Annotated in this window: 13 protein-coding genes and 1 riboswitch; of the genes, 10 read left to right on the plus strand and 3 right to left on the minus strand. The window is 39.3% G+C overall.

From position 1 onward, the window contains the following. Window positions 1-332 precede the first annotated feature (332 nt). Window positions 333-1,172, plus strand: a complete 840-nt coding sequence (locus tag ACFVS1_RS26255) for a tyrosine-type recombinase/integrase (protein WP_241594471.1) — start codon at window positions 333-335, stop codon at window positions 1,170-1,172. Between the two features lie 197 nt (window positions 1,173-1,369). Here the strand turns inward: ACFVS1_RS26255 and ACFVS1_RS26260 are convergent, their stop codons facing one another. Continuing rightward, a complete protein-coding gene (locus tag ACFVS1_RS26260; RefSeq protein ID WP_387552076.1) occupies window positions 1,370-4,498 on the minus strand; it encodes an efflux RND transporter permease subunit in 3,129 nt (1,042 codons plus the stop codon). Window positions 4,499-4,687: 189 nt separating this feature from the next. Here ACFVS1_RS26260 and ACFVS1_RS26265 point away from each other — a divergent pair, with 189 nt between their 5' ends. The 5 genes from ACFVS1_RS26265 (at window position 4,688) to ACFVS1_RS26285 (ending at window position 10,441) form a co-directional block, all read left to right on the plus strand. Beyond that, entirely contained in the window at window positions 4,688-5,566 is an 879-nt protein-coding gene (locus tag ACFVS1_RS26265; protein ID WP_352927770.1) for a TetR/AcrR family transcriptional regulator, read from the plus strand. A 134-nt stretch (window positions 5,567-5,700) separates the two neighbouring features. Further along, window positions 5,701-6,594 carry a diacylglycerol/lipid kinase family protein gene (locus ACFVS1_RS26270; RefSeq protein WP_387552080.1) on the plus strand — a complete coding sequence of 298 codons (894 nt, stop codon included), beginning with the start codon at window positions 5,701-5,703 and terminating at the stop codon, window positions 6,592-6,594. Window positions 6,595-6,724: 130 nt separating this feature from the next. Then, window positions 6,725-7,387, plus strand: a complete 663-nt coding sequence (locus ACFVS1_RS26275) for a hypothetical protein (protein WP_387552083.1) — start codon at window positions 6,725-6,727, stop codon at window positions 7,385-7,387. A gap of 14 nt (window positions 7,388-7,401) precedes the next feature. After that, on the plus strand, window positions 7,402-8,661 hold the full coding sequence (locus tag ACFVS1_RS26280) for an efflux RND transporter periplasmic adaptor subunit (protein ID WP_352927761.1): 1,260 nt from the start codon (window positions 7,402-7,404) through the stop codon (window positions 8,659-8,661). Between the two features lie 200 nt (window positions 8,662-8,861). After that, window positions 8,862-9,009: riboswitch (cyclic di-AMP (ydaO/yuaA leader) on the plus strand. Window positions 9,010-9,181: 172 nt separating this feature from the next. After that, entirely contained in the window at window positions 9,182-10,441 is a 1,260-nt protein-coding gene (locus tag ACFVS1_RS26285; protein WP_352927759.1) for a cation:dicarboxylate symporter family transporter, read from the plus strand. Between the two features lie 431 nt (window positions 10,442-10,872). Here the strand turns inward: ACFVS1_RS26285 and ACFVS1_RS26290 are convergent, their stop codons facing one another. Next, complete coding sequence (locus tag ACFVS1_RS26290; RefSeq protein WP_387552120.1) at window positions 10,873-11,058, minus strand: class I SAM-dependent methyltransferase; 186 nt, start codon at window positions 11,056-11,058, stop codon at window positions 10,873-10,875. 298 nt (window positions 11,059-11,356) lie between these two features. Here ACFVS1_RS26290 and ACFVS1_RS26295 point away from each other — a divergent pair, with 298 nt between their 5' ends. The 3 genes from ACFVS1_RS26295 to ACFVS1_RS26305 all read left to right on the plus strand — a co-directional run bounded on the left by ACFVS1_RS26295 (window position 11,357) and on the right by ACFVS1_RS26305 (window position 15,207). Beyond that, on the plus strand, window positions 11,357-12,139 hold the full coding sequence (locus ACFVS1_RS26295) for a hypothetical protein (protein WP_352927756.1): 783 nt from the start codon (window positions 11,357-11,359) through the stop codon (window positions 12,137-12,139). Window positions 12,140-12,589: 450 nt separating this feature from the next. Beyond that, window positions 12,590-13,672, plus strand: a complete 1,083-nt coding sequence (locus ACFVS1_RS26300) for a D-alanine--D-alanine ligase (RefSeq protein ID WP_387552088.1) — start codon at window positions 12,590-12,592, stop codon at window positions 13,670-13,672. A gap of 152 nt (window positions 13,673-13,824) precedes the next feature. Beyond that, a complete protein-coding gene (locus ACFVS1_RS26305; RefSeq protein WP_387552091.1) occupies window positions 13,825-15,207 on the plus strand; it encodes a UDP-N-acetylmuramoyl-tripeptide--D-alanyl-D-alanine ligase in 1,383 nt (460 codons plus the stop codon). Window positions 15,208-15,259: 52 nt separating this feature from the next. On the opposite strand, the gene ACFVS1_RS26310 is transcribed toward ACFVS1_RS26305, so the two are convergent. Then, complete coding sequence (locus ACFVS1_RS26310; RefSeq protein WP_387552094.1) at window positions 15,260-16,411, minus strand: PP2C family protein-serine/threonine phosphatase; 1,152 nt, start codon at window positions 16,409-16,411, stop codon at window positions 15,260-15,262. Window positions 16,412-17,766: 1,355 nt separating this feature from the next. Between ACFVS1_RS26310 and cshA the strand changes: the two genes are divergently transcribed. Continuing rightward, window positions 17,767-19,266, plus strand: coding sequence for a degradosome RNA helicase CshA (gene cshA / locus ACFVS1_RS26315; protein ID WP_352927745.1), 1,500 nt, complete (start codon window positions 17,767-17,769; stop codon window positions 19,264-19,266). The last annotated feature ends 77 nt before the right edge of the window (window positions 19,267-19,343 follow it).

Raw genomic sequence — 19,343 nt, forward strand, 5'->3', positions numbered from 1 at the left:
CTTCAGCGCCGATGGTAGTTGGGGGTTTCCCCCTGTGAGAGTAGGACGCCGCCAAGCCATTTCAAAAGATCAGCCATCCGGCTGGTCTTTTTTTGGCGTTGTCAATCCTTCAGTATCTTTTTAAAAACTGTTAAAAAGTAGAGAAATAAAAAGGAACATAAATAAGGTTATATGCAGTATACATGGCAGGGCATACTATGGGTGCTTATTAATTTCTACTTCTATCTGCATTATCCATATCTGATTAAGACAAAGGGACAGAATCCTTCGTTTCTATAGGGATATATGTTAAACTTAACGTAGTTCTGAAACTGTCATTGGGGGAATAGCCGATGGATACCTCTGCTAAAGATGAAATGATTTTTTCGTTTGCTGAATGGTTGAGAGACCAAGGCAAATCAGCTAATACGATCAAAACGTATACTGGTGTCCTTTCACAGTTTTGTGACCAGACACAAAAGATATTGATAGAGATTCATTCTGAAGATGTTCAGGGTTATCTTGATTATTTAGAAAATTGCAAGAAAAGCCCAGGAACAATTGAAAAACACTATATCGCCTTAAATGTTTTCTTTAAATTTTTAGGTAAACCGCAAGTGATGCTTTCTGTGGAACGTAAGGTTAAGGAGCACAAGCTTGAGGTACCTGAAACTTTAAGCATAAATGAGCAGCAGATCCTGTTAAGAGATATAGAAGCAGAAGGAAACCTAAGAAACATTGCCATCGTCTACCTTTTGTTACATACAGGAATCCGCGTCTCCGAATTATGTGACTTAAATGGCCGTGACGTCATCATGGAAACAGAACGAAATTATATACTTGTCAGGAACGCAAAAGGTGAAATCGATAGATCCGTTCCCCTTACAATATCGGCTATACAGCATGTACAGAATTATCTTCTTTCTTTAAAAGAAAAACCAGATCCGTTATTCATCTCAAGCTATAATCAAAGGATCACTCCGAGGTCAGTTCAATATATATTAAAAAAATACAATGTCCATCCACATAAACTGCGACATACCTTTTGCCAAAGGTTAGTGGATAATGGAATAGATATACAAACGATATCCAAGCTTGCCGGTCATAAGGATTTAAACGTAACGAAGCGTTATCTAAAAGAAAAATCGCTGGACCTGGCAAATGCGATAGACCAAACTTTCACGAAACATTAATCCATAGAAAAAAAAGGGGGAGCGAGCTCTTTCCCTTTTTTTGTTTAGATAAGGTTTATTAAAAACAAACAAATTTCATTGGAAATGACGTATAGGAAGTGGCTCCTGTGCGGTTGTATTTATAAGAGCATATGTACATTGTTTAATCAAGAAAGAGGGGATTCCTTATATTAGGAATCCCCTCTTTCTTGATTCTTTTACTTAACTGTTTTTTTCTTCTTTTTCCCTATTTTCATTATGACTTCATATACTAACGGTACGATTACAAGTGTTAGCAATGTAGAACTCACGAGTCCACCGATAACGGTAATCCCCAAACCTTGTGATATTAATCCACTGCCTTCTGCACCGATTGCCAGAGGTATTAAAGCGCCGATTGTGGCAAGGGCAGTCATCAGGATTGGACGCAGACGGGTAGACCCTGCCTCTAGTAAAGCTTCCCTGGTAGATAGCCCGGATTCTTCATTCTTGATAACACGGTCCACTAATACGATGGCATTTGTTACAACGATACCAATAAGCATTAGGACACCCATCATTGCCGAAACGCTGATGGTCTCACCTGCAACGAATAGCCCTGCCAATGCCCCGATTACCGTAAATGGTAAGGAGAAGAGAATGGCTATTGGTGCTAAACCACCGTGGAAAGTAACGACTAGGACAAAGTATACGATAGCAACGGCCGCTAACATAGCGATACCAAGTTGAGTGAATGATTCCTGGATATCTTCCGTCACTCCGCCATAGTCTATAGTGACGCTTGCAGGAAGGTCTAATTTATCAACTTCCTTTTGCACATCTGCTGTTACTGCTGCCACATCATCCGTTTTGATTGTTGCAGACACATCGGCATAGATTTTTCCATCGCGGCGGCTGATTGTATCGGAAGCTTTGCCTTCTTCGATTTTTACAAGCTCTTTCAATGGGATTTCCATTCCCATTGGAGAAGAAACTTTCGTATTCTCAAGATCTTTTTTGTCTTCGAATGTCGTTTCTTTTGTCTCGACGTATACTTTGACTTCTTCTCCATCTTTCTTAATGGTCGTTAAAGCATCATCTTTATTCGTATTGGCAATGGACATGCCGATTTGTGCAGCTGTCAGTCCAAGGTCGCTTAGCTTTTCTTGGTCTGCAACTAAAGTATATTGATCATAAGCATCGGAAAGACTTGTATCAACATCTTTTAGATCTTTATTTTTCTTCATGATATTTTGAATATCGTCAATTACCGGTTCAATATCTTTTTGTGTATTTCCGTAAACAAATAGAGTGGTTTCGTTGCTTGATGTTGACGTGAATTCTTGCTGTTTCCATGTTCCAGGTGAATCAAGTTCAGTTAAATCTTTTATGACGGTTTCTTTTTTGTCCCCGAAATTTTCGGTGTCTTCATCATAGAGTACATAGAAGAGAGCCGAGTTACTCGAGCCGCCCATCATGCCGCCCATCATGCTTTCACCAAGTGTGTATTGAACGGTCTTCACATCGTCTTTATCCATGAAGTATTTTTCTACTTTTTCTGTTTGCTTTTCAATATCCTCTTTTAACTCTCCAGGTGCGGGAGTGTAAGTGACGATAATCGTTTTTTCTTCATCTGCAGGCATGAAGCTGACACCGATGCTTGGGATAAGGAATAAGCTGCCGACCAATAATACAATGGCTGTACCGAAAGTGATTAACTTATGGTTTAACGACCAATCCAGTGCTTTTCGGTAGAATGCTGATAGTTTGCTTGGTTTTTCTTCATGCGATTTTAATTCTTTTTTAGATAGTCCCTTTTTAAATAAAGAGTCAGCCATTGCCGGAACAAGAGTGATGGCGATTATTAATGAAGCGACTAATGCGAACACCATTGTTAAGGCGAATGGCATGAATAGTTCCCCGACAGGTCCTGTAACGCTTGCTAAAGGCAGGTATACGGCTACAGTTACGATTGTCGATGAAAGGATAGGAATGAACATTTCCTTAGTGGCTGATCGTATTAATTCGCCGCCTTTTAACTGTTCGCCTTTTAAAGCCATTCTTCTATAAATATTTTCAATGACAACAATGGAGTCATCGACGACTCGGCCAATGGCAACCGTCATGGCCCCAAGTGTCATGACATTCAATGAAATATCCATTTGTTTGAGCACCAAAAGCGCTGCTAACAGGGATAATGGAATGGAAATGACGGAAATGAGAGTCGTTTTAAAGTTCCTTAGGAACAGCATGATAACAATGACGGCAAACAGACAGCCGAAGAGTGCCTTACTGATCATGGTTTCAACAGAATCTTTAATCGGTTTTGCTTGATCAAGCGTAGTGTGTACACTTACACCTTTAAACTCTTCTTTGAAATTAGATGCTTCTTCGTTTACTTCGTCTACGATTGCAACTGTATCGGCATCAGGCGATCTAGTAACCTGAATTCCAATCGATTCGCTACCGTTTGTTCTTGAAATCGATTCAGCCTTACCGGTGATTTTAACATCGGCAATGTCTGATAATTTGACGTTTTGCAGTTGGGCAGGACCTGTTGCCATATCAGGAGATGATTGATTGGTTTCCGGTCCAGTTTGTGCTGGCGTTCCTGTTTGAGGGCCGCCGGTTAAAGGTATCTTTATATTTTTCAGGTCTTTTAAAGTGGAGATGTTTCCATCCACAACGATCGTTTTTTCTTTATCATCAAAGTTATATATGCCAAGCGGCATGTTGACGTTTGCTGCCTGGATAACCTTCTTTACGGTTTCTTCATCGAGCCCGTATTGAGCCATCTTTTCCTCGTCGAATACAAGGCTGCCTTCATTTACTTGTTGTCCGGAAATTGATACGGATGTCACGCCGTCAATCCCTTCAAGTTTAGGCACCAACACTTCTTCGACGTTTTTTGTAAGGGCTGGTAAATCAGAACCCTTATCTGTTACACTGAGTGCGACAACAGGAAAAGCATTTAATTCTAATTTAGAGACGCTTGGGGCATCCACACCCTCAGGCAGTTCTAATTTCTCTAAAGCTTCTTTTACTTCTTTTACAGCGTCGTCCATGTCCGTATCATAATCATATTGTAATTGGACGGAAGAGGCATTAGCCATCGACGAAGAACTGACTAATTCGACTCCTGGCAAATTTGTTACTTTCTGCTCAATTTGGTCTGTGAGTTTATCTGCTACTTCTTCAGGTGCAGCTCCAGGATATACAGTGGAGATGCTTATTAAAGGAGTCGAGATGCTTGGAATGGTTTCTTGTTTCATGTTTAAACCTGAGTATAAACCAGCTGCAACGATGATGATCGTAAGCAACCAGATTGCCAATTTATTCTTTAATGAAAATTTAATTATCGAATTCACGCTTGTACCCTCCATATATAAAATTGTGACTATTCGGTCACAGACTCAAATATATAGTATATGGATTATGATTGCAACAGATAATATTCGTTAGTGTTAACGTTGTGATTTCAAGGGTTTTGGGATAAAATTTGGAGGATGTGACCCATCGGTCACTAACAGACAATTTTAAGAGATAGGATGAAGTTGATGAAAGAAAAAAATAAGATGATCATAGATAAGTCTGTAGAGCTTTTCGCGGAGAAAGGCTATCATGCCACTTCCGTTCAGGAAATTGCTGAAAAATGTGGGATAGCAAAGGGGTCTTTTTATAATCATTTTAAATCGAAGGAAGAATTACTGGTCTCCATTTTTAAATTTTATTATGAAGCGTTGACTGACTCATTGCTTGATCTTGAACTGGATGCTTCGTTATCCAGTAAAGACAAGTTCATGAGGCAAATCACTGTTCACATTGAGCATATGACGGGAAATACCAACTTGATTCAAATGATGATGCAGGAACAAATGGTTCATATCAGCAAAGAACTAGATAGATTTTTACACTATATCCATGAAGAGGGTTTGATTTGGTTCAAGCGTAAAATCATTGAGTTATACCCGGGACTTTCAGCTGATCTTTTGCCGGATTGCACCATAATTTTGGACTCCCTTTTCAAAGGATATATCGGAATATTGATCAGGAAACAAAATGCTTTCGATGTGGAATTATTACCTAGCTTCATATTGAACCGGATGGATTCAATTATCGCAAGCCTGGAGAACATGGAAGATCCATTATTGAAACAATTTCCCCTCCCTGGATGCTCGATGCGGGATATGAGCCCAAAAGAAGAAATACATTCGATCATCGTCAGGATGCTGGAAGTGGAAACACGTAAAGAAGAGGGAATGGATACACGTAAAAATACGGAGGCTTTAAAGGCGATCCAGGAAGAATTTTCAAAAGCCAGTCCAAGCCCCATCATCTTGGAAAGTCTTTTGTTATTTTTGGAAAAAAATGAAAAGAGAAGTCCCTTGTCTTCAAAGCTCATCTTGATGATGAAGGATTATTTGACAAGTATATAAAGGCTTATCAGAAAGGGGCGTATAGCCTCTTTTTTCATATGGTCTTAATGAGTTTCAAAAGCGGGGGTTTAGGAAAAGGTAAAAGTGATGGGAAGAAGACAATTCTTTCAATAATAATATGGGGGGCAAAAATCATGCGATGGAAAAAGGGAATGCTGATTTATAATGAAAATGCCGGTAATGATAAACTCGTAAGGAATCTGGAGAGTTGTCTTCCAATAATAGCTCCGCATATTGATGAGTTTCTCATTCTGCAAACGAAGGAAAAAGGCGATGCATGCCGTTTTTGCTTGGAATATGGTGAAAGCATGGATGTAGTTTTCGTTTTAGGGGGAGATGGAACGGTACATGAGTGTGTAAATGGCCTTTCACCGCTTCCGAGCCGGCCGCTGTTTGGGATTTTACCTGGTGGCACTTGCAATGACTTCTCCAGAACATTGAAGATTCCTCAAAATGTTCGTCAAGCTGCAGAAGCATTAGTGAATGGCAAAGTTCGTTCTATTGATATTGGGCAGGCCAACAATGATTATTTTTCTAATTTTTGGGGAGTAGGGCTTATTTCAGATGCATCAAGCAATATTGATGAGCAGGAAAAAAGCAAATTTGGAAAGATAGGATATTTATTAAGTGCTGTAAGGACGATTGGCGAGAATGCTCCCTTTTCTTATAAACTAAAATATGATGGGAATGTTATTGAAGGGGAAGCAGTTATGATTTTGGTTTTGAATGGTTGTTTTATCGGCACCAATTCATTGCCCTTTCCCATGGTCAGTCCAGATGATGGGCTCTTCGGGGTTGCCATCTTGGAAAAAGCAAGCCTTGGTGCATTTTTAGAAATTATAGCGATGAAGCGTTCATGGACGAAAAACATGATCTCTGACTCTGGGGTGACTTATTTACAGGCTGATACCCTGACCATTGAAACCGAGAGGCCGCTTGATGTGGATATGGATGGAGAGAACTATAGACAAACTCCTGCACGCATTAAAGTCCTTGTCCAACATTTGCCAGTATTAACTCCGAATTAATATGGTGGGATTATATGTGAATGGGAATGATTATGTGTTTTTTTTGTATATTCATCCCTTATTTCTGCAATTGTTTCCAAAATAAGATAAAATATATGAAGATATATCAATTTTTGCAGGAGGACCACATATGGTGTACCAGGTCAGATTGTTAAAGGGCATTTTAGAGCCTCATAGGAGTCGTTATCAGCTTCAAAATGCAGAGGCAGTCACAAAGCTTGGATTGAAATTACTATTTTTATATTTTCTTAGTCTTATAGTATTCGCAATTGGTGGATATTTTGGCATTGGTTCAGAATCATTCTCCAAAGAAATCACGGACATGAGTGCCGAAGAATTCGAAGCAGCCAAGTTGCTTATAGTGAGCGGCAACATAATAACAGGCATAATCGACCCTTCCATATACATATTTTTGTCAGCTCTATTCTTTTGGATAGTTACTGATATCCCATATATAAAAGTAGTCATCGTTCAAATGATTCTTTTTGTTTTGCATTTAGTGGAAAAAACATTACTGATTCCTCTATTCGTATTAATGGATATAGGAAGTGATGGCAATCCTTTTGCATTGGGGATCATCAGTCAGTATTTTCTCAGAAGTGATTATTTCATTCACTTTTTCAGCGAAATAACCATTTTTCAATTTCTTATTATTGCTCTGCAATATTTTTATTTAAAGGAGTTTTCAGAACGAAATAATTATTTGGTCCTTTTAATGATTGTTCTATTCTATCTGGCCACATGGTTTGTTAAAGCCTTTTTAGCATACATCCAAGTAGGCGTATTTGTATAAGGCGGGTGAAATGAATGAGGGGGAAATGGAAAATTGCAGCGGTCTCCATTGCGTCGATAGTCTTAATAACCGTTAACTTATACCTTATTGAAAAAAAAGAAAGCAAAGTGGAACGAACTGTTTTCGTTGAAAACTGGACAAAGGTAAAAAAAGATACAATTACGGATACTATTCAAACAAATGGGGTAATTAAACCTGTAGAAGTGTATGATATCTATTTTGATACCAAGAAAAATGATTTTAAGAAATTCCTTGTTAAAGAAGGCGATGCGATTACGGCCGGCTCTTCGTTGTTTGAGTATACGACGACCGAACTTGATGCTCTTAAAGCGAACTTGGAAGCGGAGAAAACAGCAGCTGAGGGAGAAATTGCAGGGATTGAGGAATACATAGGGAAGTTGAGTTCTTATCAATGGACCCTGACCAGTAATCCTGAAAAAGCAGCCATTGATGAATCGGTGGAAAAAAACTTGAAAATTGATATAACAACAAGTTCGGCAGATCTTATTAAAAGTAACATTGAGCAAGAAATGTACAAGCAGGAACTGGAAGAAAACAGCTTGAATGAAAAAGTGAAAATGCTTGACGCTAAAATAAGTTCAATTGAGGGGCAGTCCAGTGCGGTAGTGTCGACGAGTGAGGCTGATGGTGTAGTTAAAAATATCAATAAAAACCTGGATAATCCCATTATATCCATTGTTTCGACAAATATGGCAATTGAAGGGGATTTCTCTGAAGAGGAAATGAAAAAGGCTGAAGTGGGCATGACTATAAAAGCAAGTTCCTCTGATTCAAAAAAGGCATTGAAAGGGACGATAGGCCGCATCCATTCCTATCCCGCTGAAGAGCCGTCATTAAAAAAAGATAACAGATTTCCATTTCAGGCACTAATCGAATCGGAAGGTGAAGAAACGGAAGCTTTGTTGGTGGGAACCAAAGTGAATCTTACTGTAATAACCAATGAGAAAGCCGGTGTACCCTCCATTCCTATTGAGGCGGTACAATACCATAAACATCCTTATATTTACAAATTGACTAAAAATGGCTATGTGGATAAACATTACATTACAAAAGGGCTTAAGGCTGAAGGGATGCAAGAAATCATAAAGGGACCGTCGGTGGGGGACGTCATCCTAATGGAGCCGAATGTGGCGAAGAACCATTCTTATTTCATTACCCCAATTCAATTTGAAAAAGTGAAAGCAGCAACTTATAAAAAATTCACCTCTCGGGAAAAAGTAAGATATCTGTTGCTTGGCATGTTGGAAAAATAACCGCTTCTTACATCAAGAGAGGTGATGTCAAATAATTGTTAATTATATATCAATATAACTTATATGAGTAAAAATCGGGGAGAGTAATTATAGATACAATAGCCTTTAATGCAGAATATTCAGACATTTTTAAAGATTTTTTCTTGAACTGATGATAATAAATATTTACAGATTATCATTTTTAGTATAATATTTTATTATAAGTTAACTCGCTTAATCTTATTCCAAGAACGGGGGACCCATTTTTGTGGATTTTATCCGCTAGGGGTGAATTCAGAAATGAAAGGGCATTTGTGTTTCCAATTCCTAACCCGACAGCTAACCTCGTCAGCGTCTTTAAGGGAACATGTGTGAATATTCACGCCAATAAGAAATCGACACATGAAGTGTCTTTTTTTTCGGCGTAAAGACAGAGTTTTTCAAAAAAAGAAAAATTACTTTCTTTTATTAGTATCTTGTTTCCCTTACCGAGACAAAAATGTTTTTGCATCAAAGACTTTATGGAAGGTGAGGAAAGTAAATGAAGAAATTCAAATTAAGTTTAGCTAGCCAAATTTTCATTGGTTTAATTCTAGGGATTATCGTTGGTGCCATTTTTTATGGTAGTGAGACGGCCCAAAACTTTTTACAGCCATTCGGGGACATTTTCCTACGAATGATTAAAATGATTGTTGTGCCGATCATCGTATCCAGCCTTATCGTTGCAGTTGCCGGTGTAGGTGACTTGAAAGCGGTAGGTAAACTAGGTGCTAAATCATTATCATACTTTGTTGTCGTAACTATGATAGCGATTGCTGTTGGTTTAATTTCAGCGAATATCATCCAGCCTGGTGCTGGTGTGAATATGAATAACCTGGAACAAACTGATATCTCCACATATGTTGATACAGCAGAAACTAAGCAGCATGAATCGTTCGTAGATACACTTGTACACATCGTGCCATCCAATCCAGTAAAAGCCATGGTAGAAGGCGATATGCTAGCGATCATTTTCTTCTCCGTGTTGTTTGGACTAAGTATTGCGGCCATCGGTGAAAAAGGTAAACCGGTATTCCGTTTCTTCCAAGGTGTAGCTGAAGGAATGTTCTACCTGACTAACATGGTCATGAAATTCGCTCCTATCGGTGTATTTGCATTAATCGGTGTGACGATCTCCAAGTTCGGTTTGGAATCTTTAATTCCGTTAGGAAAGTTAGCGCTTTCTGTTTACGGAACGATGATTTTCTTTGTAATTGTCATCCTTGGTCTTATTGCGAAATTTGTAGGATTTAATATCTTTACATTGATTAAACTTCTAAAAGAAGAATTGATTCTTGCTTTCTCTACTGCAAGTTCTGAAGCGGTTCTTCCGAGAATCATGGAAAAAATGGAGAAAGCGGGATGTCCGAAGCATATTGCTACATTTGTTATCCCGACTGGATACTCTTTTAACCTTGATGGTTCAACATTATACCAAGCGTTAGCGGCTATCTTCATCGCTCAAATGTACGGCATTGATTTAAGCATGTATGAGCAAATTACGCTGATGCTAGTGTTAATGATCACTTCCAAGGGGATTGCTGGTGTACCAGGTGTATCTTTCGTAGTTCTTTTAGCGACATTGGGAACTGTCGGTATTCCTATTGAAGGTCTAGCATTTATTGCAGGTATCGACCGTATTCTTGATATGGGACGTACAGTAGTAAACGTTATCGGTAATTCACTTGCGGCTATCGTTATCTCTAAATGGGAAGGTCAATTCAACCCTCCTTCCAAAAAAGAACTAGAACAAGTTTCTTAATACAAAAAATCCAGAGTGAAATGTCACTCTGGATTTTTTTTGAATGAAAAAGCTCTTCCTTATTTTTTGACGATCCAAAAGCGGCAAGCGGAAGAGAAAGCGTTGACATCATGGAATGATTCACTTCGATAAATGCTTTCGATGACTGTAAACCTTGCTTCCTCCAGGCACACAAGTACTTCAAGTTAGTTGGGATATGGAGGTAAGTATCTTCTTGAAGCGTCTTTCCGGATATGATAATATCCCCAAATTCATAAAGCCTCTCATCTTGTTTACCAACACACCAAATCATTTCCTCTTGTTCCCAGAAGTTCAGGTGATTTTCGTTTTTATCACGTCATGTGTTGTGAAAATGAAGAGTCTTTCAGGTTTTAACATACGGTTGATTTCTTTTAAAGCCAATGTGCGGTTTTATCGCTGGGGAATTTGCATTAAACCATTAAAAGCAAAAATTGCTTTATTGAATGATGAGCCGTTGAAAGGGAGGTTTGTTGCATCCCTATTTTTTCGGCTTCATTAAGCATGGCTGGTGTTAGGTCGATTCCCGTTGGATTTTGGAATCCCTTTTTATATAGAGCGAAGGTGGTTCTTCCTGTACCGCATCCGATATCAAGGATTGCATCTTCCCGATTTAAATATTTTTATAATGCATATTTCTCTGATTGCCACAGACCTAATCTTTTAGTTGCATCAGCATTTTATCCATGATTTATCCTCCAAATCTTCATTCTTCCTATAATATGGATATTTCGAGGTTGTCGAGTGTGTTCCTTAACATGTGGGTTAATATGGAGTACTGTTGCGCATTATTCACAAGGTCCCTGCTAATGATTAATGGAGGGTATATAACTTACGTGAAAACCCAAAAGTTTGGTAAAATAACATTATTGATAAGAGCTCGGAGGGGGTCAGGTTATGAAGAATGATAGCAACGATATCTTATATATGCATATGCAGGCTTCCGAACGGTTTGTCCTTTTTAATGGACTCAATTTTCGTGAATTCGTCTATTCGTTGCCATATACGTTGGATTCCATCTTATTATTGAAACATGAATTCAATGGCGGGGAATACAATTTGAATGTCCTGCTAGAGAGTGCTTCATCTGAAGATATCGCAAAGCTCGTTAAAGAAAATGTCCGGGCATATGGAGATTTCTGTTGGATCGATTTTGAAGAAAGAGAAGGGTTGGATGAATTGGATGGAAGGGAAATAGCGGAACTATTATATTTAGGGCACGCAAAAACTCATCTGGATCCTCCATTTTTCCGTAAATTGAATAATCAATTTGTGTACCTTGCCCAGGATGATGGCTGGTTCAATAAAATTTATTTTCGTTCTCTTTCGACATATTATATGATGTTAGGAAGCCTCATTCCGCTAAAGCTGGAGCTTTTAAAAGTAGAGAGGAATTGGCTTGGAATCAGAAAGAAAAGAGAGCTGACGGCGATTCCGGCAGAAATCATTTCTTCCTTGGCTCATATCCTGGCAGAGGGGCTCGTTTTTTCCTTTCGGCATGTTAAGTATACAAGAACGAAAATTGAGATACCGGCATGGGTCGTAGGGGATTATTTAAACATGGATGAAATGCATGATGACTTTTCAGATAGAGATATTAGGGAGCCGGATGCCTTTATCATCTTTAATCGAAAAGAAAAGGTATGGGAAAGCGTTATTAAAAATACATCATTCTCCTGATTAACCCAACTTCCGTGGTTCGTGGTTTGGATTATTTGACACCCTTGAATTTTTTAGGTGTAAGACTTACCATCTCTTGCATAAAAGATAAGAGAGGGCGAAGCACAGGTGTTGCCACAGGACGTGGCGGTTTTAACCTGTGTTCCGTTTATAGTAATCATTGGAAAAGCATCAATGATGGAAGTTTCGCTTTACCCCGCATTAACAGGCTGTAAGAAAAACAGTGGCAAATGTAATGAAAAAGAAATGTGGTGGGCCAACAGCCTGTAAACGCCCGCGACGCACAAGATGTGCTAGCACAGGTGTTGCCACAGGACGTGGCGGTTTTAACCTGTGTTCCGTTTATAGTAATCATTGGAAAAGCATCAATGATGGAAGTTTCGCTTTAACCATTTTAGTGTAAAGTGATACAATGAACATGGTTAAAAGAATATTGGAGGGTAATAACTCATGAAAACTAAACTTGGTTTGCTTTATGGTGGAAAATCTGCGGAGCATGAGGTTTCTATGCAGACGGCTTTAGCTGTCATTAAAGCTCTCGATTTAGCAAAGTTTGATATATATCCGATTTACATAACAAAAGAGGGTTCATGGATTAATGGACCGAAGTTAACAGGACCTGCCGAGAGTGTGGAGGCATTGACATTTACATCGGATAAATCGAGCTCGCCTCTTGCCTTGCAGGCACATTCAACTGATGAAAATAGTGAATCAACAGGGTATGACGTAATTTTCCCATTGCTTCACGGACCAAATGGGGAAGATGGTACGGTGCAAGGGATGCTGGAACTATTGAACCTTCCTTATGTAGGGAATGGCGTTTTAGCTTCATCAGCAGGAATGGATAAGGTCATCATGAAAAACATTTTTGCCCAGGCGGGACTTCCTCAAGTCAAATACACTTGGTTCATTCGTTCTGAATGGGAGAAGAATACTGAGAGTGCCATTAAAAAGGTAGCGGATGAATTGGGTTACCCTTGTTTTGTCAAACCTGCCAATTTAGGCTCCAGTGTCGGTATCAGCAAATGTAATGATGCTGATGAACTGAAAAAAGCGGTAGCGGAAGCTTTCCAATTCGATCGGAAGATCATCATTGAAGAAGGGGTCATAGCTCGTGAACTCGAGTTTGGCATACTTGGTAATGATGAACCGTCTTGTTCGGTGGCAGGCGAAATCATCCCTAAGAAAGATTTTGCCTTCTATGATTATTCTGCAAAATATGTTGACGGTAATTCGGCAATGGTCATTCCAGCGGAGATAACGGAAAGTGAGTATGCAGCATTATCTCAAATGGCCATCACTGCCTTTAAGTCCTTGGATTGCTCTGGATTGGTTCGCGCTGATTTCTTTTTAACGAATGAGGGGCAAATCTATATTAATGAAGTGAATACAATGCCTGGGTTTACTCCCTTCAGCATGTTTCCGTTATTGTGGAAGCACACAGGTGTGGACTATCCAGCGTTAATTGAAAAACTCGTGAAACTTGCCTTGGAACGTCATCAGGAAAAACAACAAATCAAATATACAGTTTGATCATGCAGGTAATGTATCAGTAAACTCCACAATCCATCAAGCCTTGATTTGATGGATTCCAATCAGCAGGAACCGGTGCGATTTAAGCTGGTTTCTGCTTCGTTTGGTTAATGGAGAGCGATTAACGGTTCGATGAATGTAGGAGGAACGAAATGATAAAGAGAACGTTAAAACAAGTACATGAAATGGCAGAGGGATTGAATGATATAAGTCCATTCCAGTCCAAAGGAATTAATGGGGTAACCATCGATTCAAGAACGGTTAAGGAAGGATGTTTGTTCATTCCGCTTAAGGGTGAGCAGGTTGACGGCCATCAGTATGTCAAGCGAGCTTTAGATCAAGGAGCTGCGGCTTCTTTTTGGCAAAGGGATGTTCCGAATCCTCCTGATGATTTACCGATAATCATTGTCGAAAATACCGAGAGAGCACTTCAGCAATTGGCGCGTTCTTACCGTCAGCAGTTGAATATAAAAGTCATTGGAATAACAGGCAGCAACGGTAAGACGACTACGAAAGATATGACGGCTGCACTGCTGGCCACTACTTATAAAGTTCATAAAACAAATGGCAACTTCAATAATCATTTAGGTTTGCCATTAACCGTGCTTTCCATGGCAGAGGATACTGAAGCGGCTGTGTTGGAAATGGGAATGAGCAGCCGCGGGGAGATCGAGTTCTTATCCAAAATGGCAAAGCCTGATGTTGCGATCATTACCAATATCGGTGAATCACACTTATTGGATTTAGGATCACGCGAGGAAATCGCAAATGCGAAGTTGGAAATTGTCGAAGGTTTGGCGAAAGACGGAACGCTGATATATCATGGTGATGAACCATTGCTCCGCAATCGTATCAAAAAGGATTTCCCTGATTTAAACGTAATATCTTTTGGACGTACAGAACAAAATGATTTATATCCGCAGACCATTAGCCAAGGGACAGAAAATACTACGTTTACAATCGCAAGCGGTGATAAGGAAACTGATTATGAGATACCCGTTTTAGGCAATCATAATGTTCTTAATGCGTTGGCAGCAATCTTGGTTGCTAAAGAATTCAATGTGGATGATTCAGCGATCCGTAAAGGTCTGTCGAACATTCAATTAACGAATATGAGGATGGAATTGGTCGAGGGCGCGAAAGGGCAGAAAATCATCAATGATGCATATAATGCCAGCCCAACTTCAGTTAAGGCAGCAGTCGAGTTGGTTGAGGGCTTATCTGGATTCGAGAAAAAGATACTTGTATTGGGAGATATGTTGGAGTTAGGGCCACAGGAAAAAGACTTTCATTTGAAAATTGGTGAATTGATTTCCAGTGAGCAAATCGATAGGATCTTCACATATGGTCCTTTAGCCGAGTTTATTGCCAAGGGAGCGAGCAAGGCGTTTTCATCGGAGCAGGTTCGTCCTTTTCAAGATAAGCAGAAGCTTATAGAGGAACTAAAATCGTCCACACAGGAAAATGACATCATACTTGTTAAAGCTTCTAGGGGCATGAAGCTGGAGGAAGTCGTTCAAGCTCTGCAAAAATGAAAAAACATAGAAAGGGCCGTTTCTTTTTTTGAAACGGCCCTTTTAATCGTGCTTAAAAAAGTGTCCCGGCAATAATGCAGATGTCCTCGTTAATGACTGAATGCCTCATCCTTGAGACCAATAGCTCCTGAAGAAGTTCTTGTGTATCGAGATGGGCATTTTCGATGAACTCCCTTTCGATATGGTCGGATCGGTCCATGGCGGAAGGTAGGGGCGTTTTAGAGAGTCCATCTGTATAGATGATGAAACGGCTTCCTGGTTCATACTGAAAGACAATTTTTTTACTGGGCAATTCGGGAATCAGTCCGTTTGGGGTGGCTCCTTCGTTCAAATTGAGAATTTGATTGGTGCATGGGGAATACAAAAAAGCTGAAGGAAGTCCGTAATTTACATATTCAATGAGCCGATCCTTTGTATTCACATATGCGATGAAGGCAGTAATGCGGGCATGGGTTTTATTTTCCCAATCAACTCCTTGAAATAAATCCCGCATTAGTTTATCCAGTTCCTTTGTTATGAAGATGGGGTCTTTTGCACGTTTGATAAGGTCGGGGATCAATGTCCGTATGGACATGTTTATAAGTGCCGTATGAAAGCCCTTTCCGAATACATCGATCATTATGAAACCGTATATTCTGTCATCAACCTCCGTCCAGTAAAATAAATCCCCTGACAGTTCACTCGAAGGCTGGGAAAGGCCTGTGACCTCTATATCTTCATTATTGATCGACAAAGGTAAACCTGAAAGTTGAATGCCTTTTGCGATTTTCAGGCTCCTTACTGATTTTTGGTGTATCATTTCAAGCTCTTGCCCCTTCATTTTTGCCGAAAACAGTTGCATGCTGATGTTTCGGAGTGACTTTAATTTAATCCGGACTTCCACTGAATCTGCAGGGACCGCCATGGTTTCATAAAAGGTCTTTTCTGGTAAGGCTGAAGGGGTCTCCATTCCTGAAGTACGTTTGTAAATGAATAAAATAGGGATTTCGTGAGATTCTGCCAAGGCGTACAAAGAAGTTTGCTGCCATGAGTCTTTTGATATGTGTAAAGGTAAAATAAATAATGATTTCATTAAGTCTGTTGAATTCTTGAATAGATGACTTTGATTAAGTGGATCCTCCAAAAAGGTGACTTTCTTGTTCATTTTCTTTAAGATTCGACCAAAATCCTTACATAAAGGAACATCTATTGTAAATATGTTCATATTACCCCCCGTTATTTTGTTGATAGGTCCATCATACTGCATTTACACTTATTTTCTATAATTATTAAGCGAAAAGATGGAATTTTCAAAAATCAGATGCTCCTATATACCTGTAAAATCCATGGAAATTCATGATAAGTCCTTTCTTTTTCCAACGGGGGAACCGTGAAAGAGTGATTATCATTAAAACTGATCCTTCCTGTAAAAGATTTGTTGAAACTATTTGATTTAAACACATATCATATATAAATGGATGATCGTTTAGTGAAAAATTTAAATGGATACAGTAAGTCGACAAGAGGCCGGAAGCTCTCATCCCGAAACATGATGTTAACAGGAGGACTAGGTTCCTGATTTGTGAAATCCTCCAAATTGGATTTCTAAAACCACTGGAATAATAAAAAACTGTAGGCAAACTCGCTTTCTTCGAATTTGTCTAAGTCTGAATCCACTTAGGCATAAATGGATATAGTAAAACGGTGATCCTATTGAAGAAATAATCAGTCCATGTGTTTTTAAACCCATTATTGAATGAACAAGCTATATCCTTACTCAAAAAAGTGCCATTGCTGCATATTTAACAGGAAGGAATGACTAATTTCTTCATTTTTGAATTGGTCTAAAGTTTTTAGTAACTCTGAATGGGGCGATATCCTTTATTGCATTAACAGTTTGAAAATGGTAATATGAGTATGAGTTTAAATGTCTTATCATTGATGATTATTTAAAATTAATCAGGTTGAGGCAACAAAATTGTATGTTCTTACATGTTTCATGAGTTCATTCTTGAGATTATTTTAGATTAAATAGGCCTCGCGTCTGGTCATATATAAAAGCTGCTTCTCTTGGCGGCTTTAGTAGCTATTGGGAATCAAAGCCGCATTTTAGCGCTTTTCCACTTCTGCAAATCCTCAACGCACCGGGCCTGTTTTGTATAAGAATCTTGGCTCTCGTCAAGTTTTGTTCATACAGCCTTTTTAAGTCTGATGAATAATAGGTGCAGCAGCCCTCACCTGAATAAAACGGCGAAACATCCGTTTATGCTACTTTTAATTTTCCATATTGAATTTAATTTTGGTTACATGTACTTTTAAAAAGATGAGCGTATGTTAATGATAAGTCTACACGTGCGCGAAGTTAAAAATGCCAGTGAATGTCCGTACTGGTATATTTCCTTTTTAAAAAATCATATTGAGTTCATTTTAACTAAAAGGCAGACATACTTTTAGGTGATAATGATAAACTTTTTATAAGAGATAAAGTAGAACATCCGTCATGATGATGAGGATTTGAACTAAACATCTGTGCATGATATGCACGTGTAAATTTACGATATAAAAAGGAGTACGAAAACATTGACATTGTTTAGCGAATTAGGTTTAGATAGAACGTCCATGAAATCAATAGAAAAAATGGGATTTGAGGAAGCGAGCCCGATTCAAGCCCAAACGATACCTCTAGCACTTGAAGGTAAAGATATAATCGGTCAAGCTCAAACAGGAACAGGTAAAACAGCAGCATTCGGTATTCCATTGATGGAAAACATCGATATTAATAACGAAAACGTGCAAGGGATCGTCATTGCACCTACACGTGAGCTAGCCATTCAAGTTTCCGAGGAGCTTTTCAAGCTTGGTTACGGAAAACGCGCTCGTGTACTTGCGGTTTATGGTGGACAAGATATCGACCGCCAAATCCGTGCTTTAAAGAAAAAACCACATATTATCGTTGGTACGCCTGGTCGTCTTTTAGACCATATCAAACGTAAAAATATTAAATTAGGCGGAGTTCATACTGTAGTTCTTGATGAAGCTGATGAAATGCTTAACATGGGATTCATTGAGGATATCGAATCGATCCTTTCAACGGTTCCTGATGAAAGGCAAACATTGCTATTCTCAGCTACAATGCCTGATCCAATCCGTAAAATTGCTGAAAGATTCATGCAGGAACCCGTTCTTGTACGTGTAAAAGCAAAAGAAATGACAGTGGATCGTATCGAACAATATTACTTGGAGTTAAAAGAAAGTGAAAAATTCGATACACTTGCACGCCTTTTCGATATTCAAACACCGGATCTTGCTATCGTCTTCGGACGTACGAAACGCCGTGTAGATGAATTGGCATCTGCATTGAATATCCGCGGTTATATGGCTGAAGGCATTCATGGTGACCTTAGCCAGGCAAAACGCCTTTCTGTATTGAAAAAGTTCAAAGAAGGCAGCATCGATGTGCTCGTTGCTACTGATGTTGCTGCACGTGGACTTGATATTTCAGGCGTTACTCACGTTTATAACTTTGATATCCCTCAAGATCCGGAAAGCTACGTTCACCGTATTGGACGTACAGGACGTGCGGGTAAACATGGTATAGCCATTACGTTTGTAACACCAAGAGAAAGAGGCCAGCTGCATGCAGTTGAACATACAACGAAAAAACGTATGGAGAAACTTAAGACTCCTACGTTAACTGAAGCGTTGGAAGGTCAACAAAAAGCAGTAACGGAAAAAATCCTTAATACAATTGAGAATGAGGATTTAACTTTATACCTTGGTCAAGCGGAAGAATTATTACAAAAACATAGCGCAGCGGATTTAGTTGCAGCCATGCTAAAATCAATGACAAAAGAACCGGATCAAACGCCTATCAAGTTAACAGAAGAATCTCCATCTCCAATGCGTCGCAATCGCGGAGGAAGCAGTTCTTCTGGCAACAGACAGCGCAATGGCCGCAGTTCTTCAGGCAGAAAAGATTACGGTAGCGGATCAGGGAAACGCCCGAGCACGAACCGTAAATCGAATGGTTACGGGAACCGTAGCACGAGCCAAAAAAGAGAAAAATCAAATAAGATCTAATTGAATTGGAAATGCCGCTCATTTGAGCGGCATTTTTTTATGTGCAACTCCAATGCTATGGTATCCGAATGGTAAAG

This window comes from Peribacillus sp. NPDC058075 (assembly GCF_042885195.1).
Taxonomy (GTDB): Bacteria; Bacillota; Bacilli; order Bacillales; family DSM-1321; genus Peribacillus.

Excerpts from the sequence above, each read along its gene's own strand:
- ACFVS1_RS26295 (WP_352927756.1), top strand. The coding sequence starts at position 11,357 with ATGAAGAATGATAGCAACGATATCTTATATATGCATATGCAGGCTTCC.
- ACFVS1_RS26280 (WP_352927761.1), top strand. The coding sequence starts at position 7,402 with ATGAGGGGGAAATGGAAAATTGCAGCGGTCTCCATTGCGTCGATAGTC.
- ACFVS1_RS26285 (WP_352927759.1), top strand. The coding sequence starts at position 9,182 with ATGAAGAAATTCAAATTAAGTTTAGCTAGCCAAATTTTCATTGGTTTA.
- ACFVS1_RS26300 (WP_387552088.1), top strand. The coding sequence starts at position 12,590 with ATGAAAACTAAACTTGGTTTGCTTTATGGTGGAAAATCTGCGGAGCAT.
- ACFVS1_RS26265 (WP_352927770.1), top strand. The coding sequence starts at position 4,688 with ATGAAAGAAAAAAATAAGATGATCATAGATAAGTCTGTAGAGCTTTTC.
- ACFVS1_RS26255 (WP_241594471.1), top strand. The coding sequence starts at position 333 with ATGGATACCTCTGCTAAAGATGAAATGATTTTTTCGTTTGCTGAATGG.
- ACFVS1_RS26310 (WP_387552094.1), bottom strand. The coding sequence starts at position 16,411 with ATGAACATATTTACAATAGATGTTCCTTTATGTAAGGATTTTGGTCGA.
- ACFVS1_RS26305 (WP_387552091.1), top strand. The coding sequence starts at position 13,825 with ATGATAAAGAGAACGTTAAAACAAGTACATGAAATGGCAGAGGGATTG.
- ACFVS1_RS26275 (WP_387552083.1), top strand. The coding sequence starts at position 6,725 with ATGGTGTACCAGGTCAGATTGTTAAAGGGCATTTTAGAGCCTCATAGG.
- ACFVS1_RS26270 (WP_387552080.1), top strand. The coding sequence starts at position 5,701 with ATGCGATGGAAAAAGGGAATGCTGATTTATAATGAAAATGCCGGTAAT.